The organism is Roseovarius sp. B-10 (assembly GCF_056859295.1).
Map to the genome: position 1 here is coordinate 47,801 of NZ_JBSXOE010000023.1, position 20,516 is coordinate 68,316.

The following is a 20,516-nucleotide window of genomic DNA, read 5'->3' on the forward strand; positions in this document are numbered from 1 at the left end:
AAAGCGCCCGAGCCGGTGAGGCTGGGCGCTGTCATGGTGCAGTTAAACACCAGTTGCTTTCGCAAGATACTAACGTGTTCCGCCTATTCGGTCAAGCGAGTGCATCGCCTCGACAAATCGCTCGCCTTGGCTGGTGATCTGCCCGCCGTCCATGAGATCGCCCCAGCCGTGAAGCGCCGAGTAGATCGCGGATGAGTGCCCCAGCGATAGCTTGTCGAGTGTAACGCGCCACCCGTGCCAGGCGTTCGCCGCCGCCCTGTGCCGCTCGTCCTCGGATCGCATGTCGGGCGTGTCGCTGGCGCTGGTTTCAAATCTCTCCGGCATCATTTCGATCTTGGCTGTCTTGGCGTCCACGCTCGCGCCGATGCATATCGAGAGATACCGCCTGTAAGCCGCAGAGAGAGCGCTGTAGGCGTCCCAGAGGCGCTTGGCGGCGTCACCCTCGTGAATGGCGTAGATCGCGCGCCCTGCGTCCTCTGCGTAAGCCGTAGCCCGCATTTCGGTAAGATCATCCGGCTTCTTGCCGGATTGTCGGGCGCGAGCCTGCAATACCGTGCGCTCTGCCTCGGGGTCGCGCTTGATCTGGGCCATGCGCTTCCGGCCTCGGGGCTTTTTCTTCGGCACCTCTGCCAGCCCCGGCAGGGCTGCTTTCTTGGCGCGGCGTTTTGCGCCCTTGGTGTATGCCGCCATTGTCACTGCCCTCTCATTGCCTGCTGAAAAATGGCCTCTGCCCGTCTGTGCGGGTTCGTGGCCTCGTCTAGCTGCCTCCGTAGGTCGTCTATGATGTATTGCTGAACATCCACGCGGCGGCGCAGCTTGCAGATCAAGTGCCACGCGGCTTTGAGGCTTCGGGCCTGCTGCTCGATCTGCTGGGCCTCGGTCATGTGTCTCTCACCGCCTCCCGCGCCACCGTTTCCAGCCACACGCGCACCGGCACCACCATGAGGCCCTTGGCTGTCTCGTGGTCCCCGGCTGCTAGGGCGGCGTTCTTGGCGTCCTGGAAGCGGTCCAGCAATCGGCGGGCGGCTTGGGCGTCAGTCATTGGCCTACTCCTGATAGCTTGCGAACGCCCCGCAGCGGGGGCAGGTGACGGGGTTTCCGGGCTTGCGCTTGCCGGTCCAGCCGCAGGCGGCGCACTCGGCGCGGGAGAGGGGGCCGGTCATTTCTTTTTCCTTACAAGCTGAACCACTTCCGGCGCTTCAATCGCCTGCGCATATGCAATCCAGTCCTGACTTGCTGGCCTCCAACCGGCCTGCGCCAGACCCCGGATTGTGCGTTTTTCCTTCGGCTCTGTAATTTCACCGCCCTTGAGGATCATCGCCAGCGCGACGAAATCCTTGCACTCCACAGGATCGTGCCAGCGGTGCGTGACAACAGCTACCCTTGCCACCCGCTCGGGGTTTCTGTTGTCCCTATCGCAGTCGAACCACGGCACCTTGCGCGCGGGCATTTCCACCTGATCGCCCGGCTTGATGTCGGAAAACCTCATGCCGCCACCTGCCAGAACGGCTGCGACCGGTTGATCGCCGCGTAGCCCTTGGGGGTCAGGCTGTATTGCTGGTGAATGTTGCCCCCGGCTATCGTCTCGCGGAGAAACCCGGCCTCTCTAGCAGCGGCGAGGTGGGCATCCTTGTTGTGAACCGTCATGTTGACCGCGCGCCAGATGTTGTCGCCGTTGACGGTCTTGTGTAGCGCCTCGTGCTTCCCGGCGAGGGCATTTAGCATCGCCTCCATCGCGTGCATGGAAAGGGCGCGTTCTTCGATTGGCGGGATTGGTTCAAAGAAAGTCATGCGCGCGCCCTCCGATACGTCTTGGCCATTCCGCCCGTCACGATCTTGACCTTCGGCCCCGGTGCAACGTAGCCCTCGAATTCCAGCCTCCTAAGCGCATGGCGCGCGCCCTGCTCATTCGCTCCTGCCGCATTGGCGATCTGCATGACGGTCTGCGGCTCGGGGCCGACTACCCGGCTAACGCGGTCCTTCACGGTGTCTTTTGCCGTTTCGTCCTTCCAGCCGCCGCTTGGGGAGCCGAGGTTGCGCCGCATGGCGGCGTTGCAGGCTGCGGCGTCGGCCTTCATGGCGGCGAGGGGGTTTGTGTGTTTCATGCGGCTTTCCTTTCGCGTTCGGCGCGCAAATCCTCGAAACGGCGGCGCAGATTGGTCCCGAGCGGCTTGCCCTGTCTGAGGCGGTGCGAGAGGTATTTCACGTCAGCCCCCACAGATCGGGCGGCGCATGAAATGCTCGGGAACAGCATCCCGTAAATCTTCACAGGCTTGCAGCGGGGGCCTAGAACGCGGCGGCGGTCGATCTTGCCAGTCATGCCGCACCTGCCATCATCGCCTCGGCTTCCTCGTGGCGGCGCAGCATCCGCGCCTCGAAAGATTCCGCGTAATCCTTTCCGCCCACCTCCTTTGCTGAGAAATAGAGCGCTGACCTGTAGCGGCGCATCACGTCCTGCGTGACGAGGCCGGACTTCAGGAGCGTCAGCGCGCCGCGCCCGTAAATCCAGGTATCACCAACCGACTCACCGGCATTCATGCGATCCGCCGCGATCTGTTCGGGAGACTTGGTTTCAACGTCCGCGCTCTCGATCTGAGCCGCCTTCGATTGAACCTCGCTCATCGCCTTCACGAAATGCGCGACCGTGGGCCATGTCCGTTGCGTGTAGTTCCGGCGCAGAGAGCGAAAGCACGTCTCAACACGATCCACCAAAGCGTCGTGGCTTGACGAGGCTGAGATGAGGTTGTTGATTTCCTCGGCTATCGCCTTCACCTCGATCAGGCTCCCGTCCGTGTCCAGATGGGGCGGGCGCTGATACTGGCGCAGAAAGGCGTTGAGGTTCGTGATGATCAACTTGATCCGTTCGCTGTAGTCCATCGGAATCTCCTAGCATCCTGTCAATCTCGCGGTGGAAGTCGGCTTGAGTGTGCTGGTGCTCATCGAGCCAGCGTTTTTCGTTCAGCCATGTTGAGGGGTGGCAGGTGTATTTCGCGTCCTGCCCGTCGCGCTGATGGGCGTATTGCCTCATCCCGTCGATGAGTTCCGAGAGGGACGCGATCTTGCGGGCCTTGGCAAAAGCCTTTTCCGCTGCGCCCTTTCCAACCTTCTTGGGAACACACGCCCAGAATTGGGAAAACTCATCATCGCGCGCATCGCGCGCTAGAGAGACGTTAGTCTCTCTTTCTGGTTCTGGTTCTGGTTCTGGTTGGCATTGCGCGCTAAATGCGGTCGCATCCGCCTTGCCTTGTTTTTGTTTATTTTTTTTCCATCGTGTTTTTGCAGCGGACCTCGCGCTACTCTGCCGCTCGCGACGTTGCGTGAGGTGTTTTTCGCATTTCGGTGACCAAATTCCGGCCTCTCTGACCTCTAGCTTTCCGTCATCTTCAAGGTCAGAAACGGCGCGCCTGAAGGCGGGCAACGTGCAGCCACAACGCCGCGCGAGAATATCCCATTTCTGCGTCAACGGACCCTCAGCTTCATAGATCAGACAAAGGAGCGTGATATACACACCCTTGCATGATGCGGTCATGCCGCTGGTGCCACCGAGAAAGTCCGAGGTGTAAAATGGGATGTACGGATCAGCACTCATTTTTTTGACCACCCCATTCTTCCAATGTCTTCGCGCCCTTGCTTCGGTTGCAGGATCGGCAGGCTATGACGAGATTTTCTAAGGTGTGTTCGCCGCCCCGCGACCACGGATGCACATGGTCAATTTCAAACGGACCGTGTTCATCTCCACAGTAAAAACAGACCTGGCCGTAATGCTCGACAACGCGCAAAATGGTGTCAGTGGGGATTGCTGGGCGGCTTTCTGTCTTGGCAGCCTCTTTCCGCCAAATATCCATTACCAGCGCGGTCAGAAACTCACCCGAAACGTCTAGTTTCCCCCTCTCTATCAACTCTGCGCGGATGCTTTTCCACTTCCGCAAGCTGCATCCGAGGTGCCCCGAAATGTAGCGCGCATCGTCTGGCAGATCGCCGCCCTGCATGTAGATGAGATCGAGAACAACGCGGTATGCGCATTTGATCTCGAACGGCATCCCGATGGTGCCCTCGACAAAATCGCGGGGGTAAGCCTTATAATAGGGCAGGCCGTTTCTCATTCCGCCCCCTTTCCTGGCATGACGTGCACGAGCACCGCGCCGCCCTTGACAGGCTCATCGCGGGCTATGCCGTAGTGCCAGTTGCTGTCGTCTACGCCTGTGGCGTCTGCTATGCCGTCAAGGCCGCTCTTGATCTGGGCTAGGAGGTTGTCCGTGTCCCGGCGGCGTCTGTCGGGTGGGTAGAAGGTGATTTCCGCAGTGAGGGTTTCGCAGTCGAGCGCGCGGCATCCCATTGCCTGAGAAAGCAAGCAGGCATCGGCCCGGTATTTCTTCGCGGCGCTTGCCCGGCGTGCCCAATGGGCGCGGGCGTTCGGAGATAGCACCGCAGGAGGCCAGGGGAGGCGGATGAGGTATTCGCGGCTCATGTCTCGCCCCTGTATCTGCGCCCGAATAGAACGTCTGTGAGCCTGCCGGATGCCCTGAGCGCGTGGATAAGCTGGCGAACGTCAGTGGGTGGAACGGACAGCTTGAGCGCGATATCCTCGACGCCGAAGCCCTCGCGGAGTAGCTTTACAGCCTTGACGCGCCAGAGATTGCAGGCCACTACCGCACCTCCTGCCACATGAGCGCGTGTGTGGCCTCTCGGACGGCCTGAGAGGCGCGGTGTATGTCTCGCGTGTCTCTCCTGGCCTTGGCGTCCGCAAGGCGCTGTAGGGCGCGCTGGCGGGCCTCTCTGAGCTGGGACAGGCGGGGTGATCTGAAAAGCCAGCCGAGCATCAGAACGGAATCTCGTCGTCCATCTGCTGAGAGCCACCGCCATTATCCGCCGGTGGGGATTCATTGCCGCCTGCCTGACTGCCACCATTCCCTTCGCGGCGATCCTGCGGCACGAAGCATGACAGGATCACATTGCTTCGGTTTTCGGGATTGGGAACGCCTGCGGGGTTGAAAGTGCGGTCCAAAATGACGAAAATGCTTTTGTCATCCTCGTTCTGCATGACGGAGCCGACATTCTGCCAGCGCGCCTTGGTCTCGCCAGTGTTGCGATCTTGGTATTCACCAACCTTCACCACCGCGTCCCTGATTTTCTTAGCCATTCTATTTCTCCAATGCTTTCTTCATCGCTTCCTTGTGCGCCTCTATCTCCGGCACGTTCTGGTATTCCTTGCTGAGGCTCTCCCAGACGCGGCGCAGGCCCGTCAGATCGGCGGCGTTTCTTAGCCTCATGAGGGCGTAGGATTTGCCTTCCGGGGTCATCCCGACACCCCCCAGCACCACACATCCCCCGCCCGGACGTATTCCACCGGGCCTTCCGTCGCGTGGACGATGAGGCCGGTCGGCGTTGGTGTTACGGGGACGGTGATGATGTTGAGAAAGAGCGCCATTGCGGCGGTGCTGATGCAGGTCATGCGGCTACCCTCCTGTGCAGGTCGAGCGCGGCGGGCGGTTCGCAGGCTTCCCGCCGGTGCCAGCCATCCGGGGCGGTTCGCAGGCTTCCCGCCGGTGCCAGCCATCCGGGGCATTTGCGCAAAGCGTCCTGCAACCGGAGCCGTCAGGCTGTGCCGCGCTCGAGAAAGGAGGCATCACAAAGCCTCCTTTCTGAAACGCTCAAAAATCCCTAGTCGCGCGTTGCTGACGGCGAATTTCCCATGCAAAGAATGTGCCGCCGCGTCGTATGCGCGAGCGGCATCAGGTTCGTTTTCAAATGTCCCGAGGTGGCGCGTTTTGCCATCGACTTTTATGCGCGCGCCCCACTTGCCACATTTTGCCGCGTAGACCCCACGGAATGCGCTCTTCCCGTGTGCGCGGCGCGAATACCTGTTATTCTGTTGCAGGCTAACGTTTCGCAGATTTGAAATTCTATTGTCGGCTGTATCGTGGTTTACATGATCTATAATTTCCGGCTCTTTGCCAGTGTGCCATTTCCAGATAATTCTATGGACAAAATATTTTTCGCCCTTGAAATATAGATACCTGTAACCTCTCTCACTCGATGTGCCTGCCGGAAGACCCCCACGATTGCGCCAAAATATCGAGCCATCCGCAAAGCAATCAAATTCAGCGCGGAGGGTTGTCATATCTGGAAGCGGCTTTGTTTTTATAGGCATGTTACGCCCTCCCCGCTTTCGGCGCGATGCTGTCAGGCGTGCATCCTTCCGGGTAGCACGCGCCATCCATGTAGGATGGACGCTTTCGGGCTTGACAGCACCGCGCGGAAAGCGGCTGAGAAAAGCCCCCGCCCCGAGGGGCGAGGGGATATGCGGTAAGATCAACCCGTGACATAGATCGGCAGGCCCTTGTTGATCTCGGATTTGAGGGCATCGACGCAGCGTTCAAACGCCTCGCGCAGAACCGCATCCTTGTCGTGCATATCAACTTGAAAGCGCAGCGATCCGTCCTCGATGCGATACCGCACCATGAACTTGATCCGCTGCGGCTCCATCCCGCGATAGATCGGAGCCAGAACGATGAAGTGATCCGGCAGCGTCACCGCGCCGCGCGTCTCGTTTTCCTCGACGTATTGGAATTGGCGCTGACCATCGTGCAGGCGCTGAGACGACTTGAACGCCACTTTCTTCGTGGCGTCGAAAGTCATCACCATGTCCATGACGCTGGCAGCATCCGGCTCCACCACGTCAACGGCGCGATCTTCGAGGAACAAACCAAAGGCTACTTGGCTCATACCCTTGCCGCAGATATCCAGCCATGCCTTGACCTGATCGGACTGCATGGCGCAAAACCGCGCCAGATGCTCACCGTGTGACGGCGCGTCGGGCGCGTTTCCGTCAATGGTGGTGTTGATCGTCGCCGCGCCATAATTCGCGCAGATCATGGTGTCGTCGGTAGCGAACCGATTGAGGTATTCCGCCAGAGACGAAACGTCCACGAACTTGTGATCTGACTGGTGCCGGTTCGGGCGATCCTGAAAGTCTTGCAAGTCCGTGATCGCGTAGCCGTCGGGCACCACCGCGAACTGCCCGGTCTTGGCGGGGTCGAAATCGACTGCCGCCGCCGCACCGCTGCGCTGTTGCGCTTCGTGTTCGGTAAGATCAGCCATCGACACGATCCCCCTTCATCAGGCCCATTTGCTCCATCGTCGGGCTTTCGCGGGTAAGATCGCCGTTGCGGCCCATGAAGAAGAACGACTGGCCAAAGTCGATCTGCGGGGCCTTTGCGCTGACCTTCGCGGACGCGGCAAAGCCCATTTCGCCGTTGGGGGAAATTTCGAGGGTAAGGGTCACGGTGCCCTTTTTCCCGGTGCGTTGAACCGCTGCGATCACGTCGCGCAGTTGGTTGTCTGCGGTCTCGACGGGCAATCCGCCGTCAATCCGCCCCACTGCCATCAGAAAATGGCTGTTCCCTTCGCTCATTTCAGGTATCCTTCTGTTGCTGGCGAAACCGAGCGCGCCGAATTGACGCCCGCCGCGCTCGGGACAACGCCAATGCGCTGACCGGAATGCGGCTGAGAAAGCCCGGCGACCGAAGCCGCCGGGGTAGTTGCCAGCGGAAAACCGAGACAAAACCGCTGGGGGAGAAACAGGCGACCGGACGGCGCAGGGAGGGACGCCGCCCGGTCTAGCCCCGGCGACAGGGATGTGGGGCCGGGGGGTGTCATGATGCCAAATCCTCTGCGGGAGCGATAAGGCGCAGGCTCTCATGCGCCCAGTAAACCATCCCCGTGCGGCCATGCCGGTCGGAGCGGTGGCTTTCGCATTCGATGAGGACCGAAATGTCGTTTCCGAAAAGGCCGGTGGGGCAAATCGGCGGGCACCCATATGCGAGATCGCTTTTTGATGGATCCGATTTCGGGTGAAAGAATAGAAGCCAGACCGGCAGCGATGTGCGATGCGCAACTTCCTGATATTCGTGGTAGTGACGCAGGTCTATTCCGGTCGTCCAGCGCGCGGAAATCCGGTGCCAAGTGAAGCAGGTTTTGTGCTTTGCCTCGAACCACCTTATTTCGCCGGAACGGAAGGCCAGAAGATCGGGAAGCACCAGATCACCGGATGCGGCGAACATCTGCGGCCCTTTGCCCGTGTGGTGCTCAATCTGGTAGGCTGGGAAAACAGCATGGCCCCGGCCTTGCAGCCAACGCGAGATAAGGCTTTCGCCCATTTGCCCGCTGGCAAGGTTTTGCTCAAACCTACCCATGCCGCACCACCAATCCGAAGCCGTGAAAGGCTTCCTCAAATGCATCAGCATCCGGGCCGCAATAAATGATCGCCTGCCCTTGCAGCGGCGCACCGGGGTTGCCATCCGGGTCCAGAAACTTGATGCGGGCACGCGGAAAACATATCGCGCTGCACTCTGCTGCCATTTCCTGAAACCATCCGGTTTCTGTGGCGTTGTTGACGAGGACTATACCCTCTGAGCCGCGCCGTATTTCCTTCGCAAACCTTGAGGCGAATTGCCCCATGAGCGGCTGCGCATAGGGCGGGTTCATCCAAATCCGGCCAACGGGCCATTCCTGCCGTAGACCGTCATCGTCTTGCGTGAATATCCGGGTCGCGCCAACGGTGCGGTTGGCAATCTCTGAGGTAGCCGGGTCCAGATCAAAGCCACCCATTACCGCGCGGGCAGCGTCAATAATGGCGGCTGGCGTATACCATTCATTGTTCCCCGAATTGTTCGCGACGTGCGCCCGCTTTACAGCCTCACGCGCCACATCCTTCATCTGGTCAGGTGCGGCGCTGGTGACGGACTCCTGATCCTCTGGCGGCAACTCTGCCACCTGAGAGGCCAGCGACACGCTCATGTGCCCCTCATCTACTGCGCGCGATACTTCCGGCGGGGCGGTGTCGTGAACCTTGCGGGCAGACCGCACGCTACGTTCGGACACGTTCAGCATTTCCGCCGCATCTGCGTTGGAAGTGAGCGGCGGGCGGGGTGCGGCCTGTTCGGAAAGTGGCAGCCCCGGCTCGCTCTTATTCGGCAAATTTGCCGAATTACCCCAGTTTCGGCCCCTCGGCATATTTGCCACCCGCGCCGCGATGCTGGCGCGCTGGCTTTCCGTCAGGTGGCGGCGGTGAAGGTTGTGGCTGATGACAAAGCCGAGCGGGTCGTCGCCCTCAAAATCAACGCGCGGATATTCGATGCCGAGGTCGCGCGCACACATATAGCGATTGCGTCCGTCGAGAATGGCGTTGCCAAGAAAGACGACAGGCTCGCGCACCCCGTGCTCTCGAATGTCCTCGCGCAGCCTGTCCAACGCTTCACCCTGAAGCATCGGGAACAGATTGGCGTATTCATGGAAAACGACACCCTCGGGCGGCGTATGCTCGAAGTGCACGTTCATCCCTTCACCCCCTGCGCCAGCGGTTGCAGGGCCTCGATCAACTCCGCTGCCATCGGGCGCATCTGCGCCGCCTCGCGGTGATCTACATGGCCATCGGCCAGAGCGTCGGACACCGCAGAGACCATGCCGCCCATCATGCCTACGAGGCGCATGTGCTCCGGCGCGTCACAGTCGGCGGCGCTGGCCTCCTGACCGCAGGCGGCGAGAATGTCGGACGTGAAGGACGGGCCGAGAACAGAGCAAAGCGAAAGCAGCCCCGATAGCCCCGGCGTTGCCCCCTGCACGTAGCTTTCCAGCGTGCGGTGCGGAATTCCGGTTGCGTCCGAGAGCGCCGCGAAGCTATAGCGGCGACCGCGACCGACGCGGAGACGCAGGGCGTCCTCTATCCGGCGTGCCGCAAGATCGTGGGGGATGATGGGGCCGTTGCTCATGGCGTGGCCCGCCTTGGCATGGCAGCGTGTGAGAATGGGACAGGACACAGCATCAGGCGGCGTCTCCTTCACCGTCAAAAAGCTTGGCGAGATCAGGGCGAAGGTCCGCAATCGAAACGCCGATAGCGTTTGCAAGGGCCTGAACCTTCTCCGGTCCAACCTTGCGCGCGCCGCGCTCGATCAAGCTGAGATATGCTCGGGAAATACCGGCTGTCTCACAAATTTCGCCGCGAGAGAGGCCGCGAGCCTCGATATGTTCGGTGATGTTCATAAGGCGCTTTTACACTATGTGAATTTTTCCAGCAAGAGGGAATTTACATAGTGTTTATGGATTCACCAACGCTCTGCGCGCATAGACAGGGCATGAAATTCAGCATTCGTGAAAAACGAAAGGCTGCGGGCCTTACCCAAGAGCGCATGGCCGAGATGCTCGACATCTCTGTTGGGCTCTACAATGGCTTGGAGCTGGGGAACCGCAGGATGAACGAGACATACCTTGAGGGAGTCTCTAAGATTCTTGGCGTTGCCGTTTCTGATCTCATCATAGAAGATCGCCCCACCATCGCCATCGCGGGCCGCGTCGGCGCGGGGGCACAGGTGCCCGTGTTCGACGCTTACGAGAAAGGCGACGGGCCGCAGGTCGAGGCCCCACCCGGCCTGCCCGCATCAAACGTGGTCGCAGTCGAGGTTGAGGGCGACAGCATGGAGCCCCTCTATTCGGACGGCGATCTGCTGTTTTACACCCGCGTCACGCATGATGGCGTGCCCGATGACGTGGTGGGCCACCGCTGCGTGGTCGAGGACAAGCAGGGCATGGGCTGGGTCAAGCAAGTCCGACGCGGCGACGAGCCCGGCCTGTTCCACCTGGTCAGCCTCAACCCCGGCGCACAGACCATGTGGAACGTGCCCCTGAAATGGGCCGCCCGCGTCCGCCTCCACTGGCCTGCCGAGCTGGCGAAGAAGCTATGAAGGTAGGCAAGGGGAAATATATTGGGACGCGAGAAGTTGAGCGTTTCGCCTGCATAGGCGAAGACGGGACGCGATACACAGTTGTTATGGCGCAGAAATTTTACCAAACAAAAACGACAGACGGCAAGCTATCAGAGTATGGCGGAAGCGTTGATCTAATCCTGTCCAATGGGCGTGCCATTTTTGCGGTAGGGCTTGAACCCGATACCTTCAAGATCGGAGATACGGGCGAAATCATCCGGCGAGTGAGGTAACGCTTCCAGCTTGCAGCCGCGAACCACCGCGAGCGGCGACCACGGGTGGCCCGGATTCACAATTACTTCGGTGGTAAAACACAAAACGCCATTTTTTTTGATTTCAATTTCCCATTCTTCGGGTGGTAGCTGAACGACCTTGCCTTCCATGTGACCCCTCCGCCCCGCCCTCGCGCGGGGCTTTTTCATGCCGCCAGCCCGTCGCTGGCGGGGGCAGTGTAGCACCGACTTTCACAAAGTGTAAATATTTTCCCTTGCACCACATTTTCACATGATGTAAAACTCTCCCATCACCCCCGCCAGACGCGGGACACAGATGGAGAGATGAGATGCAGTTCGAGACCTACCGCCTCAAAGAGTGGAGCCGCCCGATCAACGAGGCTGGCGACCGCTACCGCATTTGGATGCGCTGGAACCACGCGGCGGGCATCTGGGAGCAGCGCCACGAGTGGGTGCGCGACGGCAAGCTGATTGAGATGGGCGCATGGATCAATGCGCACGTCAGCAAGTCGCCGCTCGATGATCGCTATGAGCGCGTCGAGCAGAGCGAAGCCGCCTAATCGGGGGCCATGCGCCCCCACCCCACCAAGGGAGACTGACCCCATGACCCCCGAACAGATGAAATCAGAACTGGACCGCGCCAACGGGCTACTGGTCGAGAAGCTGGGGAAACAGCCCCGTTACAGGCTCGATTTGACGCTGCGCGACAATGGCCGCTGGAGTGTCGGCGGTGCCTACGCTGACGACACGATGAAGCAGTACATCGCCGGTAAAATGGGCGACACCCCCGAAGAAGCGTTCACCTTGATCTTCGCCGTGCTGAACGCCATGCCCGACCCTGACGTTGCCGCCAAACGTGCATGGCAGGGCAAGCTGGGCGAGGTCATTGACGAGGGGCACGCTCTCAACCTGCCAGACGATGTGATGGCACCGCTTCGCGAAGGCTCTCAGGCCATGACAGAAAACCTGCTGGCCGCACCCGCGGAGGCGTCGTCATGAACGCCCCATTCCCCCGCCCCGCCCTGATCGCCACAGACGCGCAGATCGCCGCTCTGATCCGCGCCGCCAAGCGTGGTGTCACCGGAAGCAAGTCCGACGATGAGAGGCTGGCCGATCTGCTCGACTGCCTCTGTGACTGGCTCAACGCCAACGATCCAGAGGACGCCCTGAGCGCCGCAGAGAACGCGGTCGATGCAGCCACCCGCCTGCGTGACAGCGCCGATGAGGCGGTGCGCGCGGTTCAAGGTAAGGAGTATTACGCATGACCGATGCAAAGCAACTGCGAGTGCTTGTCTGCGGCGGGCGTGACTATCGCGACCCAAAGAAAATTTACGCCGCTCTGGATGCCTTGGATGGCGTTTCACTCATCATCGAAGGCGGGGCGATAGGCGCTGACTGCTACGCCGCTGAGTGGGCCGACAAAACCGGCACGCCGCACCTGCAATTTGCCGCGGACTGGAAACAGCACGGGCGGGCCGCTGGCCCTATCCGCAACAGGCGGATGCTTGACGAGGGCAAGCCGGACTTGGTGCTTGCCTTTCCCGGCGGTCGCGGCACCGCGAACATGGTTGAGCAAGCCGTCGCGCGCGGCGTTGACGTGAGGAAATATTGAACATGAAACACCCCGCCGATCTCATGCTGCACGATGCCACTGACGGCCTCCGCGCCAGCCCCGAAGCCACGGCCCGCGCGATTGGCTACGCCCTGCACCGCCGCCACGGCAACGACGCAAGCCGCCTTGCCGATCTTGTGGTGGGCGCTGTTCAGGAGGCGCAACGCGCGCCCACCATGCCGGTTGTCGATGCCGAGTATATCGAGCCGCCGTATCGCGCCCTGCCGCCCACGTCCACCATGCGATGGATATGGTTTGGCGGCGTCGTGATCTTCGTGACCGCGCTGTTTGTCGGCACGGTTATTTTCCCAGAGCCGACGCCGATCAAGACCGGACCGGGATACGAAATCTGCACAACGGAGGGATGCTAGATGAACAAGTCTGTTGACCAGAAATCCACGGAAGGCGCGACCGTCGCCCACAAGAGCCTGTATGCAGCCCTCGCGGCGGCGCAGTCCGAAATGGGCCGCGCCCTGAAAGACAGCAACAACCCGCATTTCAAGAGCAAATATGCGGACCTGTCCAGCGTCATGGACGCCTGTATGCCCGCGCTTACCCGGCATGGGATTGCCGTGTTGCAACCCGCCTTTGATGAGGACGGCGAGCGGTTCGTCAAAACCATATTCGTGCATGGCGAGACCGGAGAGACTGCCGAATGCCGCGTGCCGCTCATCGTGTCCAAGAACGACATGCAGGGCTACGGCTCGGCAGTCACCTACGCGCGCCGCTATGGCCTCATGGGCATGGCTGGCATCGCGCCCGAGGATGATGACGGCAACGCCGCTGCGAAGGCACCGCCGCGCCAAGAGCCGCGCCAGCAAGACCCAAGCCGTGAGGCTATCGACACGGCAAGGGCGAGCCTCGCGAACGCGGAAAGCCTCGATCAGCTTCGCGCGATTTGGAGCGATTTGCCGAAGGCCGTGCAATCGGCCCCGGCAGTGATCCGCGCCAAGGATGAGCGCAAAGCCGAACTGGACGCCAAGGACGCTGATGAAAAGCCCGCGCCTGCCGACGATCTCGGCGGCGACCGCATACCTTACTAGGAGACCAGAGACATGGAAGATCAAGCACCCGCACCCCGCGACCACAACAACCCGCCCGATCCAATAGATGAGATCACCGCCGCCTATGAGGCCGAGCGCGAGGAATCCACCAACTGGACGGACGGAACGCCGGTCGAGAATGAGGCGCAGATGAAAGAGGTGGACGCCCTGCGCAAAGCCATGCGCCAATGGCGGCTCGACCTGGAGCGCGGGCAGAAATCCGCGACCGCACCGCTCTATGACGCCTATGTGTCCGAGCGCGACCGCTGGAAGCCGACAATCGAGGACGCCAAGCGGATCGAGAAGGCGCTCGTGGCCACGGTCGATGCGTTCAAGCGCAAGCTGGCCGAGAAGAAGCGCGCCGAGGAACGGGCCGCATGGGAAGCCGCAGAGAAGGCCCGCCGGGAGGCTGAGGAAAAGGCCCGCGCCGCCGCCGAATCCGACCTTGAAGCGCAGCGCGAAGCCGCCGCCGCCAAGGAAGCCGCCATGCAGGCCGAGAAGGCCGCGCAAGCCACGAAGAAAGATCAGGTCAAGGGCCTGCGCACGGTCACGAAATACGAGATCACCGACTATCGCGCTTTCCTGCATTGGGTCGCGGAGAACGACCGGGACGCGATCACGGCCTTCCTCGATGAATACGCCCGCAAGGAACACAAGGTTGTCGCCAATTCGGACGGGCTGCGCGTCTGGCAGGACAAGGAAGCCTACTGATGCCCACGAAGGTCATAAGGGAGCCTATCCACGTCGAGGCCCTTGCCGCCCTGCTACGGGAGCGCAAGCTGCCCCTCACCGTATCGTGGGCACAGGGAGCGCCCCTATCGGACGCACAGCGCCGCCTTTCGTTTCGCTGGTATCAGGACGCCGCTCGACAGCTTGGCGACCAGACGCCCGCCGAGACGCGGGCAGAGTGCAAGGTGGTTTTCGGAGCGCCCATCCTGTGCCGGGACAATGAATCGTTCCGGGCATCTTGGGAAAGCCTGCGCCAGCGGTTCACGCACGAGGAAATCCTGCGCTTTGTCGAGCAGACGGAATTGCCGATGACCAGCATCATGACCGTGAAGCAAATGACGGAATACCTGGACGGTGTGCAGCGCCACTATTCCGGGCAGGGCGTGCGGCTGACTGATCCCGAGGCCCTTAAATATGAGGCTGAGTTCGCATGACCCTCACCCGCAAGACACCCCTCGCCCGAGGCAGCGCCAAGCTAAAGCGCAAGCGCGTCAACGCCGTCAGCCGCAAGCGCAGGGCCTACAGGGCGAGCGCAGAGGGGCAGGAGGCACTTGCCTATATGCGAGCCGTGAAGATGCTGCCGTGCGTTGTGTGCGGCGCTCCACCGCCCAGCGAGGCGCATCACTGCATCAACGGGCGGGGCGGATCGCGCAAGGCCAGCGATTTCGACGTTATCCCGCTCTGCGCCGCCTGTCACCGCACCGGGCCGCTCGCGATCCACAACGGCTCAAAGACATGGGCCGCACGCAACGGGCCGGACACCGATTACATCGCGCAGACACGCCCGACAGTCAGGAGGGATGAGACATGAGCGACAAGCCGATCATATTCAGCGCGCCGATGATCCAGGCGCTACTCGACGGGCGCAAGACGCAGACGAGGCGGGTGTTGAAGCCGCAGCCGCCGTCAGTCGAGGCGGTTCGGAACCTTGCTGGCATTGATTATCAGTGGTTCAGCAACGAACAAGGCTGTCGGCCTGTCGGTCCTATTTGGGCTATCCGTCAATTGGCCGGGGATAAGGCTGCGCGTCCGGCCCCTTTCGCCCCCGACGACCGGCTTTGGGTGCGGGAGACTTGGCGTGCGCGTGATGTATGGGACGACGACAGCCCGCGCCACATTCACCACTCCGAACCAATCCAGTATGAGGCGACCGATCCCAAACGCAACGGGCGGCAGCTATCAGGCCGCAAGCGCCCGTCCATCCACATGCCCCGCTGGGCGTCCCGCCTGACCCTGACCGTGACCGATGTGCGGGTGCAGCGGTTGTGGGAGATCAGCGAGGCGGATGCAGAAGCGGAGGGCGTATCTCCGGCTCCGGGAGGCTGGTGGAGCGGCACTGAAGGGCAAGCCTCACCGACCAGGATGGGGGCTTTTGCGCTCCTCTGGAACAGCCTGCACGGCCCCGACGCATGGGACGCTAACCCGTGGGTGGCGGCGCTGACCTTCGACGTTCACCGCTGCAATATCGACCAGATGGAAAAGGATCACGCCCCATGACACATACCCGCAAAGAGGCCCTAGAGGCGCTGCTGGAAAAGGTGGAGGCGGGGCACGCGCCAAATTACACGCCGGACTACGAATATGCTTTGTTTCCAATCAAAGGCATGTGGTCTGCCTATAAAGCAATGGATGCTTACCACGGCTCTCTCGACGCTGCCAAGGCGCTTCACGAGGCGGTGCTGCCGAAAGGGTCAACTTGGTCATATTACAGTTCTGACGGCCACTGCATTGTTTCGTATGGGCCGGGGCTGCTGGATTACGAGGAGGCGCACAACGATGCCACCGCCCGCGCATGGCTGATCGCGATCCTTCGCGCGCTGATCGCCCTCATCGCACAGGAGGACCACACGGATGACTGAGAGTGAAATCGCACCGCAGATGATAGCCTGCACTATTGCAGCCGTGCTCATCGGTTTATTTCTCTGGGTTATCATCGGCATACCAATTCAGGGCGAAAAACGGATGAACCGGGAGTCTTTGCATGAATTGCACGTCGCCTGCCTGCAAGGTGGGGGAGAGTGGATAAATTCTAGGTGCCAAAAGGACCACCCCAATGACTGACACCCCGATAGACAGAGAGAGAGTGGCGCGGCTGTTGAAGTCCGCTGACGGCCTTTATCATCACCTGCACTATTCGAACATTGCCGATGACGTAGATCGGGCAACAGTCGGAAACATGTGCCAAGCCCTCCGCTCCCTTCTCGCCGCCAAGGAAGCGGCAGAGGCGAAGATAGACGCTTGTAAGGTGTATCTGAAAGATCACCAAAACCCAGCGGACCGGCTTGCTCAAAACCATCGGGAGATATGCTCCCTATTAGAGATGTTGGCGAAGGACCGTAAGCGCGCCGAGGCCGCAGAAGCCAAGCTGGCGGTGGCGGTGGCCTCCCTAACCAGAATTGCAGACCTGACACAGCACAACATGGGAATGACGCCGCGCGAAGAAACCGTTGTTTACATGGATACTGAAAAAGCCCTCGCCCAAATCCAGAAGGAGGGCACAGACAATGACGGATGAGCACGGCCACAGATTTGCGGTCTACTCTGCAACCGGTGTGCATATTGGCCTTTGGAATGACGGAATAACCGCAGCGAAAGTGCTGGAAGAATATCCCGGTGGCTGCGTCGAGGAATTGGTGACACTCGACCACGCCCGCGCACTAGTAGCAGCGGAGCGGGAGGCGTGTGCAGGGGTGGGTTGGAAACCTATAGAAACCGCACCCGTCTTAGAAAACGTGCTTATCTGCCAAGACGGCATAGCACGGAATATGACCACCGCCTATAAAGGCGACGGCTCCCCAAAGCACCCGGCAGTTTGGATCAATATTTTTGATCGCCAGCCATTGTCTGAGTTTGAGCAGCCGACCCATTGGATGCCCTTGCCGCCACTACCGAGCGCCCTCACCCCCGCCCCTGTGTCGGATGAAACCGACGCAGAGGATGCCCGCGCGGCACTGGCCGAGTTTCACGCCAAGGGCGGTAAGCCGATGGAGCAGGTTGAGACCGAAATGTCGGTGGAGGAGGCGGCGCGGGAAGATGCGTTCTTCTCCCTGTGTGCCGAGGGAGTTGCCGAAGCCGACCGCGCCATGAAGGCATTTCCCCAGCCGAACTATGTCATCAGCAAGGTGGCCGAGGAAGCAGGGGAGGTGGTTAAGGCTGCGATCCACTGCGCTGAGGGGCGGGAAAGCCCGGCTGAGGTCAGGGCCGAAATGACCCAACTGATCGCCATGCTCTACCGGCTCTGGATCGAAGGCGATCAAGTGCATGGTCTCCGCGCTCTGGCAGGACAGGAGGTGCCGACCGATGCCTAAGCGCGTCCAGATGACCCGGCAGAGACCGTGGCGAAAGGACCACCCCGACGCGGTGATCGTCGCGCGGCCTCACCGCTGGGCAAACCCGTATCGAATTGGCGATCCAGACCCGCACTCGGACTGCCCCAAGATGACGCCCGAGATCGCAGTGCGGAATTTCCGTGACCACCACCTGAACGACGAAAGCAGGCGGCTGATCCGCGAGGAACTGGCCGGGCGCGATCTGGCCTGCTGGTGCCCGCTGGATCAGGAGTGCCACGCCGATGTGCTGCTGGAGATCGCGAACGCGCCAGAGACAGAAGGAGAGACGTGATGCCTGATTTTGCCGATTCCATCCGCGCTCTAAACAGCGCGGCCCATGCCACTGTGCGGGCGCATGACCGAGGCCACGACACAGAAATAGTTGTCGGAGGGCACGGACCGATGCGCGTGCGTGAAATCCTCCGAAACATTGCCCACACGACCGATATGCTTGTGGACAAATTGCCCCCGAAGGACTGACCATGCCCGCCGCCCGCGAGACAGGAGAGACGTGATGGAAGTTGAAGAAATTGACAGGGGCAAGCGTAAGACACGCAAGCCGCACCAGTGCTATGACTGCTACACCATCATTCCGGCAGGCACCCAAGCCGCCTTTTTCACCGGCAAGATGGATGGCCGCGCTTACACCCTCTATTTCCACGAAGACTGTCATAAGGCGGGGGATTTCTACCGAGCCGGGAGATACCTGCCTGACTATTGGGATGGAGTGCCGCCGCTGATGGATGAGATCAACGATAGCGGTGAAGCGGAAAACGAGTGGGCGCAGTTGCGCGGGCGTTTTCCGCATGTCGTGTGCCGCCTTGAGCTGCACGAGCAAAAGGCAGGTATTCGGCTTGGAGAGACGCCATGTTGTTAACGCTTACCATGCCACTGCAAATGTGGGCCATCGGCCTCCTGATGCTCTTTATCGGCGGCAAGCTACTGCAACAGGGTGGCCGAAGGTATGGCGAAGGCAAATCGTGGATGCCGGGCACTATCGTCGGCGTTGCCTGCGAACTGATCCTTATCTTTGGAACGGCGATGATGCTGATTGTGCAAAACGCGCAATGACCCCGAAGGACTGACCCATGCCCGCAGCCCGCGAGACAGGAGAGACGTGATGAACCCGAAGCAGAAACGAGCCTACAACCGTGCCCGGCGTGCGTTACTCGAACTCGCGCGCGAGGTCGTAGGAGATGCCGAGGCGGAAAACGATGCTCTCTACATGATGTGCCACACGTCCGGGTCAATGATGGCCACACTTTGCGCAACGCGAGGCAGCACCGATGACCTGCATCGCGCAATCAGTGTCGGGGCAAAGGTTATTGAGAGCGCCGCAATCGAGACTTTCGCGCAGTGTCTGGCGGCAGAACGTGACCGAGCCGGAAGGGTGAACTGACCAATGCCCGCCGCCCGCGAGTTCCCGCCCCTGCTGATGCCCGCCCCTGCGGCGGCGCATTACCTCGGGGTGTCGGAATCCACCCTGCGGGCGCTCGGGCTTCCCCGGCGCGTGATCGGCGCGAAGCGGCTCTATGACCGCCGCGACCTTGACCAGTGGGCCGACTCACTCCCCTATGAGAACCACGAGGTGGCCAATGGGGGGTGGTGACATGCGGCTGCGGTATCCGGGGCTGGTGCACGAGAGGCACGGCAAGGGCACCCGCTACCGCGTGCGCGTGGCCGACAACCCGTCACGCCGGATTACCCTGCCCTGCGGCCCCGACGATCCCGAGTTTCACCGCCTCTATTCCGAAGCCCGCGCAGGCAAGATGCCCGAGGGGCGTCGCGCCGGGACCGTTACGCCGGGCACGATGGGGTGGATACTGACAACCTACCTCGATCACCTGAGCCGCATGGTCAAGGCCGGGCAGGCGTCTCCGCTCACCCTGAAACAGCGCCGGGGGCAGATCGCCTATATCCTCGACCAGCGCAGCACGCAGGCCCGCACGCGTGGCCAGCGATACGAGGCGCTGCCCATGACGATCCCCGCTGGCGAGCTGATCGCGTTCCGCGACCGCATGGCCGACACGCCCGGCAAGGCCCGCAACGTATGGAAGACCCTGCGCGCCGCCTACGATCACGCCGTCGAGCGCAACATGATCGGCCAGAACCCGGCGCGCGCCGTGGCCCGCCCGGCCTATCGCAGCGGCGGCGGCGCAACACCCTGGACACTGGACGATCTGGAGAAATACCGCGACCGGCACCCGCCTGGCACGATGGCGCACCTGGCGCTCACGCTGTTCATGTTCACCGCCTGCCGGATCGGGGACGCCGCAATCCTCGGGCGCGGCCACGAGGAACGCCACGGCGGCGATCTGTGGCTGGCATGGCAGCCGGGCAAGAAGGGATCGCGGCACGTCCGTATCCCCGTCCTGCCGCCCCTGCATCGCGCGATCCGGGCGCAGGCGGTGATCGGCCCCACCTACCTGCTGACCGCCCACGGCAAGCCCTTCGCCTCGCCCGAGGCGCTGCGCAACCGCTTCGCCAAGTGGTGCCGAGAGGCCGGGATTGAGGGCCGCTCATCGCACGGCATCCGCAAGGCAGCGGGGCACCTGCTGGCGATCCACGGGGCCACGCAGTACGAGATCATGGTCGTGCACGGCCACGCCAACGCGGCCACGTCGCAGGTCTATACCGAGAGCGTCGAGCGGATGCGGCTCGGGCAGATGGCGGTGTCGAGATTGGCGGGGATGGAGTGGTGATTTGTCCCCATGCGATTCCGTGGGGACAAAAAGAGGAAAAAACCCAATGATATCAATGGTGGAGGTTAAGGCTCCGATACCCTCCGGGCCTACCATTTTACCTCATTG

The 20,516-nt window shown here is 61.3% G+C and carries 44 protein-coding genes; 22 read left to right on the top strand and 22 right to left on the bottom strand.

The annotated features are described in order from the left end of the window. Positions 1 to 69: 69 nt before the first annotated feature. The 21 genes from AC13D8_RS04455 to AC13D8_RS04555 form a co-directional block, all read right to left on the bottom strand. A complete protein-coding gene (locus AC13D8_RS04455; RefSeq protein WP_482967812.1) occupies positions 70 to 690 on the bottom strand; it encodes a hypothetical protein in 621 nt (206 codons plus the stop codon). A gap of 2 nt (positions 691 to 692) precedes the next feature. Beyond that, entirely contained in the window at positions 693 to 884 is a 192-nt protein-coding gene (locus AC13D8_RS04460; RefSeq protein WP_482967813.1) for a hypothetical protein, read from the bottom strand. Then, positions 881 to 1,042 carry a hypothetical protein gene (locus AC13D8_RS04465; protein ID WP_482967814.1) on the bottom strand — a complete coding sequence of 54 codons (162 nt, stop codon included), beginning with the start codon at positions 1,040 to 1,042 and terminating at the stop codon, positions 881 to 883. The genes AC13D8_RS04460 and AC13D8_RS04465 overlap by 4 nt, the downstream gene beginning before the upstream one ends. Before the next feature lie 117 nt (positions 1,043 to 1,159). Continuing rightward, positions 1,160 to 1,489 carry a hypothetical protein gene (locus AC13D8_RS04470; protein WP_482967815.1) on the bottom strand — a complete coding sequence of 110 codons (330 nt, stop codon included), beginning with the start codon at positions 1,487 to 1,489 and terminating at the stop codon, positions 1,160 to 1,162. Continuing rightward, positions 1,486 to 1,791, bottom strand: a complete 306-nt coding sequence (locus tag AC13D8_RS04475) for a hypothetical protein (RefSeq protein ID WP_482967816.1) — start codon at positions 1,789 to 1,791, stop codon at positions 1,486 to 1,488. Before AC13D8_RS04475 ends, AC13D8_RS04470 begins: the two co-directional genes overlap by 4 nt. After that, positions 1,788 to 2,105 (bottom strand): hypothetical protein, encoded by a 318-nt coding sequence (locus AC13D8_RS04480; RefSeq protein WP_482967817.1) that lies wholly within the window; start codon positions 2,103 to 2,105, stop codon positions 1,788 to 1,790. The genes AC13D8_RS04475 and AC13D8_RS04480 overlap by 4 nt, the downstream gene beginning before the upstream one ends. Positions 2,106 to 2,316: 211 nt before the next feature. Then, complete coding sequence (locus AC13D8_RS04485; RefSeq protein ID WP_482967818.1) at positions 2,317 to 2,622, bottom strand: hypothetical protein; 306 nt, start codon at positions 2,620 to 2,622, stop codon at positions 2,317 to 2,319. A gap of 73 nt (positions 2,623 to 2,695) precedes the next feature. Next, on the bottom strand, positions 2,696 to 3,589 hold the full coding sequence (locus tag AC13D8_RS04490) for a DUF1376 domain-containing protein (RefSeq protein WP_482967819.1): 894 nt from the start codon (positions 3,587 to 3,589) through the stop codon (positions 2,696 to 2,698). Further along, the gene (locus tag AC13D8_RS04495; RefSeq protein WP_482967820.1) at positions 3,579 to 4,103 is read right to left on the bottom strand and encodes an HNH endonuclease; all 525 of its coding nucleotides are present in this window, start codon (positions 4,101 to 4,103) and stop codon (positions 3,579 to 3,581) included. Before AC13D8_RS04495 ends, AC13D8_RS04490 begins: the two co-directional genes overlap by 11 nt. Further along, entirely contained in the window at positions 4,100 to 4,468 is a 369-nt protein-coding gene (locus tag AC13D8_RS04500; RefSeq protein WP_482967821.1) for a RusA family crossover junction endodeoxyribonuclease, read from the bottom strand. The genes AC13D8_RS04495 and AC13D8_RS04500 overlap by 4 nt, the downstream gene beginning before the upstream one ends. Next, positions 4,465 to 4,647, bottom strand: a complete 183-nt coding sequence (locus tag AC13D8_RS04505; protein ID WP_482967822.1) for a hypothetical protein — start codon at positions 4,645 to 4,647, stop codon at positions 4,465 to 4,467. The genes AC13D8_RS04500 and AC13D8_RS04505 overlap by 4 nt, the downstream gene beginning before the upstream one ends. Before the next feature lie 172 nt (positions 4,648 to 4,819). Beyond that, entirely contained in the window at positions 4,820 to 5,140 is a 321-nt protein-coding gene (locus tag AC13D8_RS04510) for a hypothetical protein (protein WP_482967823.1), read from the bottom strand. Between the two features lies 1 nt (position 5,141). Continuing rightward, positions 5,142 to 5,300 carry a hypothetical protein gene (locus AC13D8_RS04515; protein WP_482967824.1) on the bottom strand — a complete coding sequence of 53 codons (159 nt, stop codon included), beginning with the start codon at positions 5,298 to 5,300 and terminating at the stop codon, positions 5,142 to 5,144. After that, positions 5,297 to 5,452: a hypothetical protein gene (locus tag AC13D8_RS04520; RefSeq protein WP_482967825.1), complete on the bottom strand. Its 156-nt coding sequence runs from the start codon at positions 5,450 to 5,452 to the stop codon at positions 5,297 to 5,299. Before AC13D8_RS04520 ends, AC13D8_RS04515 begins: the two co-directional genes overlap by 4 nt. A gap of 174 nt (positions 5,453 to 5,626) precedes the next feature. Then, the gene (locus tag AC13D8_RS04525; protein WP_482967826.1) at positions 5,627 to 6,151 is read right to left on the bottom strand and encodes an HNH endonuclease signature motif containing protein; all 525 of its coding nucleotides are present in this window, start codon (positions 6,149 to 6,151) and stop codon (positions 5,627 to 5,629) included. Between the two features lie 161 nt (positions 6,152 to 6,312). Beyond that, positions 6,313 to 7,101 (bottom strand): DUF2303 family protein, encoded by a 789-nt coding sequence (locus tag AC13D8_RS04530; RefSeq protein ID WP_482967827.1) that lies wholly within the window; start codon positions 7,099 to 7,101, stop codon positions 6,313 to 6,315. Further along, positions 7,094 to 7,414, bottom strand: a complete 321-nt coding sequence (locus AC13D8_RS04535) for a hypothetical protein (protein ID WP_482967828.1) — start codon at positions 7,412 to 7,414, stop codon at positions 7,094 to 7,096. The genes AC13D8_RS04530 and AC13D8_RS04535 overlap by 8 nt, the downstream gene beginning before the upstream one ends. Positions 7,415 to 7,655: 241 nt before the next feature. Beyond that, positions 7,656 to 8,246 (bottom strand): hypothetical protein, encoded by a 591-nt coding sequence (locus AC13D8_RS04540; RefSeq protein WP_482967943.1) that lies wholly within the window; start codon positions 8,244 to 8,246, stop codon positions 7,656 to 7,658. Then, entirely contained in the window at positions 8,188 to 9,339 is a 1,152-nt protein-coding gene (locus AC13D8_RS04545) for a DNA N-6-adenine-methyltransferase (RefSeq protein ID WP_482967829.1), read from the bottom strand. The genes AC13D8_RS04540 and AC13D8_RS04545 overlap by 59 nt, the downstream gene beginning before the upstream one ends. After that, positions 9,336 to 9,770, bottom strand: a complete 435-nt coding sequence (locus tag AC13D8_RS04550; RefSeq protein ID WP_482967830.1) for a hypothetical protein — start codon at positions 9,768 to 9,770, stop codon at positions 9,336 to 9,338. The genes AC13D8_RS04545 and AC13D8_RS04550 overlap by 4 nt, the downstream gene beginning before the upstream one ends. A 52-nt stretch (positions 9,771 to 9,822) precedes the next feature. Beyond that, the gene (locus AC13D8_RS04555; RefSeq protein WP_482967831.1) at positions 9,823 to 10,041 is read right to left on the bottom strand and encodes a helix-turn-helix domain-containing protein; all 219 of its coding nucleotides are present in this window, start codon (positions 10,039 to 10,041) and stop codon (positions 9,823 to 9,825) included. A gap of 92 nt (positions 10,042 to 10,133) precedes the next feature. On the opposite strand from AC13D8_RS04555, the gene AC13D8_RS04560 reads away from it, so the two are divergent. Then, entirely contained in the window at positions 10,134 to 10,739 is a 606-nt protein-coding gene (locus AC13D8_RS04560) for an XRE family transcriptional regulator (protein ID WP_482967832.1), read from the top strand. Positions 10,740 to 10,894: 155 nt separating this feature from the next. Here the strand turns inward: AC13D8_RS04560 and AC13D8_RS04565 are convergent, their stop codons facing one another. Then, on the bottom strand, positions 10,895 to 11,143 hold the full coding sequence (locus AC13D8_RS04565) for a hypothetical protein (RefSeq protein ID WP_482967833.1): 249 nt from the start codon (positions 11,141 to 11,143) through the stop codon (positions 10,895 to 10,897). 179 nt (positions 11,144 to 11,322) lie between these two features. Between AC13D8_RS04565 and AC13D8_RS04570 the strand changes: the two genes are divergently transcribed. The 21 genes from AC13D8_RS04570 to AC13D8_RS04670 are packed head-to-tail and all read left to right on the top strand — an operon-like array spanning position 11,323 to position 20,408. After that, positions 11,323 to 11,553, top strand: a complete 231-nt coding sequence (locus AC13D8_RS04570) for a hypothetical protein (protein WP_482967834.1) — start codon at positions 11,323 to 11,325, stop codon at positions 11,551 to 11,553. Between the two features lie 43 nt (positions 11,554 to 11,596). Next, complete coding sequence (locus tag AC13D8_RS04575) at positions 11,597 to 11,992, top strand: hypothetical protein (protein ID WP_482967835.1); 396 nt, start codon at positions 11,597 to 11,599, stop codon at positions 11,990 to 11,992. Then, the gene (locus tag AC13D8_RS04580; protein WP_482967836.1) at positions 11,989 to 12,258 is read left to right on the top strand and encodes a hypothetical protein; all 270 of its coding nucleotides are present in this window, start codon (positions 11,989 to 11,991) and stop codon (positions 12,256 to 12,258) included. Before AC13D8_RS04575 ends, AC13D8_RS04580 begins: the two co-directional genes overlap by 4 nt. Beyond that, complete coding sequence (locus tag AC13D8_RS04585; RefSeq protein WP_482967837.1) at positions 12,255 to 12,605, top strand: DUF2493 domain-containing protein; 351 nt, start codon at positions 12,255 to 12,257, stop codon at positions 12,603 to 12,605. Before AC13D8_RS04580 ends, AC13D8_RS04585 begins: the two co-directional genes overlap by 4 nt. Positions 12,606 to 12,607: 2 nt before the next feature. Then, complete coding sequence (locus AC13D8_RS04590; RefSeq protein WP_482967838.1) at positions 12,608 to 12,976, top strand: hypothetical protein; 369 nt, start codon at positions 12,608 to 12,610, stop codon at positions 12,974 to 12,976. Continuing rightward, positions 12,977 to 13,648, top strand: coding sequence for an ERF family protein (locus AC13D8_RS04595; RefSeq protein ID WP_482967839.1), 672 nt, complete (start codon positions 12,977 to 12,979; stop codon positions 13,646 to 13,648). Between the two features lie 12 nt (positions 13,649 to 13,660). Then, a complete protein-coding gene (locus AC13D8_RS04600; protein ID WP_482967840.1) occupies positions 13,661 to 14,359 on the top strand; it encodes a hypothetical protein in 699 nt (232 codons plus the stop codon). Next, on the top strand, positions 14,359 to 14,811 hold the full coding sequence (locus AC13D8_RS04605) for a hypothetical protein (protein WP_482967841.1): 453 nt from the start codon (positions 14,359 to 14,361) through the stop codon (positions 14,809 to 14,811). Before AC13D8_RS04600 ends, AC13D8_RS04605 begins: the two co-directional genes overlap by 1 nt. Further along, complete coding sequence (locus AC13D8_RS04610) at positions 14,808 to 15,188, top strand: DUF968 domain-containing protein (protein ID WP_482967842.1); 381 nt, start codon at positions 14,808 to 14,810, stop codon at positions 15,186 to 15,188. The genes AC13D8_RS04605 and AC13D8_RS04610 overlap by 4 nt, the downstream gene beginning before the upstream one ends. Further along, complete coding sequence (locus AC13D8_RS04615) at positions 15,185 to 15,874, top strand: hypothetical protein (protein ID WP_482967843.1); 690 nt, start codon at positions 15,185 to 15,187, stop codon at positions 15,872 to 15,874. The genes AC13D8_RS04610 and AC13D8_RS04615 overlap by 4 nt, the downstream gene beginning before the upstream one ends. Continuing rightward, positions 15,871 to 16,236, top strand: a complete 366-nt coding sequence (locus AC13D8_RS04620; protein WP_482967844.1) for a hypothetical protein — start codon at positions 15,871 to 15,873, stop codon at positions 16,234 to 16,236. Before AC13D8_RS04615 ends, AC13D8_RS04620 begins: the two co-directional genes overlap by 4 nt. Then, a complete protein-coding gene (locus AC13D8_RS04625; protein WP_482967845.1) occupies positions 16,229 to 16,438 on the top strand; it encodes a hypothetical protein in 210 nt (69 codons plus the stop codon). Before AC13D8_RS04620 ends, AC13D8_RS04625 begins: the two co-directional genes overlap by 8 nt. Next, positions 16,431 to 16,892, top strand: a complete 462-nt coding sequence (locus AC13D8_RS04630) for a hypothetical protein (protein ID WP_482967846.1) — start codon at positions 16,431 to 16,433, stop codon at positions 16,890 to 16,892. The genes AC13D8_RS04625 and AC13D8_RS04630 overlap by 8 nt, the downstream gene beginning before the upstream one ends. Further along, complete coding sequence (locus tag AC13D8_RS04635; protein WP_482967847.1) at positions 16,882 to 17,685, top strand: DUF551 domain-containing protein; 804 nt, start codon at positions 16,882 to 16,884, stop codon at positions 17,683 to 17,685. Before AC13D8_RS04630 ends, AC13D8_RS04635 begins: the two co-directional genes overlap by 11 nt. Beyond that, a complete protein-coding gene (locus AC13D8_RS04640; RefSeq protein WP_482967848.1) occupies positions 17,678 to 17,998 on the top strand; it encodes a DUF4326 domain-containing protein in 321 nt (106 codons plus the stop codon). The genes AC13D8_RS04635 and AC13D8_RS04640 overlap by 8 nt, the downstream gene beginning before the upstream one ends. Next, a complete protein-coding gene (locus AC13D8_RS04645) occupies positions 17,998 to 18,186 on the top strand; it encodes a hypothetical protein (RefSeq protein ID WP_482967849.1) in 189 nt (62 codons plus the stop codon). The genes AC13D8_RS04640 and AC13D8_RS04645 overlap by 1 nt, the downstream gene beginning before the upstream one ends. A gap of 34 nt (positions 18,187 to 18,220) precedes the next feature. Beyond that, positions 18,221 to 18,583 (top strand): hypothetical protein, encoded by a 363-nt coding sequence (locus AC13D8_RS04650; protein ID WP_482967850.1) that lies wholly within the window; start codon positions 18,221 to 18,223, stop codon positions 18,581 to 18,583. Then, the gene (locus AC13D8_RS04655; protein WP_482967851.1) at positions 18,574 to 18,777 is read left to right on the top strand and encodes a hypothetical protein; all 204 of its coding nucleotides are present in this window, start codon (positions 18,574 to 18,576) and stop codon (positions 18,775 to 18,777) included. Before AC13D8_RS04650 ends, AC13D8_RS04655 begins: the two co-directional genes overlap by 10 nt. Positions 18,778 to 18,826: 49 nt before the next feature. After that, entirely contained in the window at positions 18,827 to 19,105 is a 279-nt protein-coding gene (locus AC13D8_RS04660) for a hypothetical protein (protein ID WP_482967852.1), read from the top strand. Positions 19,106 to 19,108: 3 nt separating this feature from the next. Next, positions 19,109 to 19,315, top strand: a complete 207-nt coding sequence (locus AC13D8_RS04665; protein WP_482967853.1) for a helix-turn-helix domain-containing protein — start codon at positions 19,109 to 19,111, stop codon at positions 19,313 to 19,315. 1 nt (position 19,316) lies between these two features. Beyond that, positions 19,317 to 20,408 (top strand): tyrosine-type recombinase/integrase, encoded by a 1,092-nt coding sequence (locus tag AC13D8_RS04670; protein WP_482967854.1) that lies wholly within the window; start codon positions 19,317 to 19,319, stop codon positions 20,406 to 20,408. Positions 20,409 to 20,516: the final 108 nt, after the last annotated feature.

Excerpts from the sequence above, each read along its gene's own strand:
- AC13D8_RS04455 (WP_482967812.1), bottom strand. The coding sequence starts at position 690 with ATGGCGGCATACACCAAGGGCGCAAAACGCCGCGCCAAGAAAGCAGCC.
- AC13D8_RS04460 (WP_482967813.1), bottom strand. The coding sequence starts at position 884 with ATGACCGAGGCCCAGCAGATCGAGCAGCAGGCCCGAAGCCTCAAAGCC.
- AC13D8_RS04465 (WP_482967814.1), bottom strand. The coding sequence starts at position 1,042 with ATGACTGACGCCCAAGCCGCCCGCCGATTGCTGGACCGCTTCCAGGAC.
- AC13D8_RS04470 (WP_482967815.1), bottom strand. The coding sequence starts at position 1,489 with ATGAGGTTTTCCGACATCAAGCCGGGCGATCAGGTGGAAATGCCCGCG.
- AC13D8_RS04475 (WP_482967816.1), bottom strand. The coding sequence starts at position 1,791 with ATGACTTTCTTTGAACCAATCCCGCCAATCGAAGAACGCGCCCTTTCC.
- AC13D8_RS04480 (WP_482967817.1), bottom strand. The coding sequence starts at position 2,105 with ATGAAACACACAAACCCCCTCGCCGCCATGAAGGCCGACGCCGCAGCC.
- AC13D8_RS04485 (WP_482967818.1), bottom strand. The coding sequence starts at position 2,622 with ATGAGCGAGGTTCAATCGAAGGCGGCTCAGATCGAGAGCGCGGACGTT.
- AC13D8_RS04490 (WP_482967819.1), bottom strand. The coding sequence starts at position 3,589 with ATGAGTGCTGATCCGTACATCCCATTTTACACCTCGGACTTTCTCGGT.
- AC13D8_RS04495 (WP_482967820.1), bottom strand. The coding sequence starts at position 4,103 with ATGAGAAACGGCCTGCCCTATTATAAGGCTTACCCCCGCGATTTTGTC.
- AC13D8_RS04500 (WP_482967821.1), bottom strand. The coding sequence starts at position 4,468 with ATGAGCCGCGAATACCTCATCCGCCTCCCCTGGCCTCCTGCGGTGCTA.
- AC13D8_RS04510 (WP_482967823.1), bottom strand. The coding sequence starts at position 5,140 with ATGGCTAAGAAAATCAGGGACGCGGTGGTGAAGGTTGGTGAATACCAA.
- AC13D8_RS04515 (WP_482967824.1), bottom strand. The coding sequence starts at position 5,300 with ATGACCCCGGAAGGCAAATCCTACGCCCTCATGAGGCTAAGAAACGCC.
- AC13D8_RS04520 (WP_482967825.1), bottom strand. The coding sequence starts at position 5,452 with ATGACCTGCATCAGCACCGCCGCAATGGCGCTCTTTCTCAACATCATC.
- AC13D8_RS04525 (WP_482967826.1), bottom strand. The coding sequence starts at position 6,151 with ATGCCTATAAAAACAAAGCCGCTTCCAGATATGACAACCCTCCGCGCT.
- AC13D8_RS04530 (WP_482967827.1), bottom strand. The coding sequence starts at position 7,101 with ATGGCTGATCTTACCGAACACGAAGCGCAACAGCGCAGCGGTGCGGCG.
- AC13D8_RS04535 (WP_482967828.1), bottom strand. The coding sequence starts at position 7,414 with ATGAGCGAAGGGAACAGCCATTTTCTGATGGCAGTGGGGCGGATTGAC.
- AC13D8_RS04540 (WP_482967943.1), bottom strand. The coding sequence starts at position 8,246 with ATGCTGATGCATTTGAGGAAGCCTTTCACGGCTTCGGATTGGTGGTGC.
- AC13D8_RS04545 (WP_482967829.1), bottom strand. The coding sequence starts at position 9,339 with ATGAACGTGCACTTCGAGCATACGCCGCCCGAGGGTGTCGTTTTCCAT.
- AC13D8_RS04550 (WP_482967830.1), bottom strand. The coding sequence starts at position 9,770 with ATGAGCAACGGCCCCATCATCCCCCACGATCTTGCGGCACGCCGGATA.
- AC13D8_RS04555 (WP_482967831.1), bottom strand. The coding sequence starts at position 10,041 with ATGAACATCACCGAACATATCGAGGCTCGCGGCCTCTCTCGCGGCGAA.
- AC13D8_RS04560 (WP_482967832.1), top strand. The coding sequence starts at position 10,134 with ATGAAATTCAGCATTCGTGAAAAACGAAAGGCTGCGGGCCTTACCCAA.
- AC13D8_RS04565 (WP_482967833.1), bottom strand. The coding sequence starts at position 11,143 with ATGGAAGGCAAGGTCGTTCAGCTACCACCCGAAGAATGGGAAATTGAA.
- AC13D8_RS04570 (WP_482967834.1), top strand. The coding sequence starts at position 11,323 with ATGCAGTTCGAGACCTACCGCCTCAAAGAGTGGAGCCGCCCGATCAAC.
- AC13D8_RS04575 (WP_482967835.1), top strand. The coding sequence starts at position 11,597 with ATGACCCCCGAACAGATGAAATCAGAACTGGACCGCGCCAACGGGCTA.
- AC13D8_RS04580 (WP_482967836.1), top strand. The coding sequence starts at position 11,989 with ATGAACGCCCCATTCCCCCGCCCCGCCCTGATCGCCACAGACGCGCAG.
- AC13D8_RS04585 (WP_482967837.1), top strand. The coding sequence starts at position 12,255 with ATGACCGATGCAAAGCAACTGCGAGTGCTTGTCTGCGGCGGGCGTGAC.
- AC13D8_RS04590 (WP_482967838.1), top strand. The coding sequence starts at position 12,608 with ATGAAACACCCCGCCGATCTCATGCTGCACGATGCCACTGACGGCCTC.
- AC13D8_RS04595 (WP_482967839.1), top strand. The coding sequence starts at position 12,977 with ATGAACAAGTCTGTTGACCAGAAATCCACGGAAGGCGCGACCGTCGCC.
- AC13D8_RS04600 (WP_482967840.1), top strand. The coding sequence starts at position 13,661 with ATGGAAGATCAAGCACCCGCACCCCGCGACCACAACAACCCGCCCGAT.
- AC13D8_RS04605 (WP_482967841.1), top strand. The coding sequence starts at position 14,359 with ATGCCCACGAAGGTCATAAGGGAGCCTATCCACGTCGAGGCCCTTGCC.
- AC13D8_RS04610 (WP_482967842.1), top strand. The coding sequence starts at position 14,808 with ATGACCCTCACCCGCAAGACACCCCTCGCCCGAGGCAGCGCCAAGCTA.
- AC13D8_RS04615 (WP_482967843.1), top strand. The coding sequence starts at position 15,185 with ATGAGCGACAAGCCGATCATATTCAGCGCGCCGATGATCCAGGCGCTA.
- AC13D8_RS04620 (WP_482967844.1), top strand. The coding sequence starts at position 15,871 with ATGACACATACCCGCAAAGAGGCCCTAGAGGCGCTGCTGGAAAAGGTG.
- AC13D8_RS04625 (WP_482967845.1), top strand. The coding sequence starts at position 16,229 with ATGACTGAGAGTGAAATCGCACCGCAGATGATAGCCTGCACTATTGCA.
- AC13D8_RS04630 (WP_482967846.1), top strand. The coding sequence starts at position 16,431 with ATGACTGACACCCCGATAGACAGAGAGAGAGTGGCGCGGCTGTTGAAG.
- AC13D8_RS04635 (WP_482967847.1), top strand. The coding sequence starts at position 16,882 with ATGACGGATGAGCACGGCCACAGATTTGCGGTCTACTCTGCAACCGGT.
- AC13D8_RS04640 (WP_482967848.1), top strand. The coding sequence starts at position 17,678 with ATGCCTAAGCGCGTCCAGATGACCCGGCAGAGACCGTGGCGAAAGGAC.
- AC13D8_RS04645 (WP_482967849.1), top strand. The coding sequence starts at position 17,998 with ATGCCTGATTTTGCCGATTCCATCCGCGCTCTAAACAGCGCGGCCCAT.
- AC13D8_RS04650 (WP_482967850.1), top strand. The coding sequence starts at position 18,221 with ATGGAAGTTGAAGAAATTGACAGGGGCAAGCGTAAGACACGCAAGCCG.
- AC13D8_RS04655 (WP_482967851.1), top strand. The coding sequence starts at position 18,574 with ATGTTGTTAACGCTTACCATGCCACTGCAAATGTGGGCCATCGGCCTC.
- AC13D8_RS04660 (WP_482967852.1), top strand. The coding sequence starts at position 18,827 with ATGAACCCGAAGCAGAAACGAGCCTACAACCGTGCCCGGCGTGCGTTA.
- AC13D8_RS04665 (WP_482967853.1), top strand. The coding sequence starts at position 19,109 with ATGCCCGCCGCCCGCGAGTTCCCGCCCCTGCTGATGCCCGCCCCTGCG.
- AC13D8_RS04670 (WP_482967854.1), top strand. The coding sequence starts at position 19,317 with ATGCGGCTGCGGTATCCGGGGCTGGTGCACGAGAGGCACGGCAAGGGC.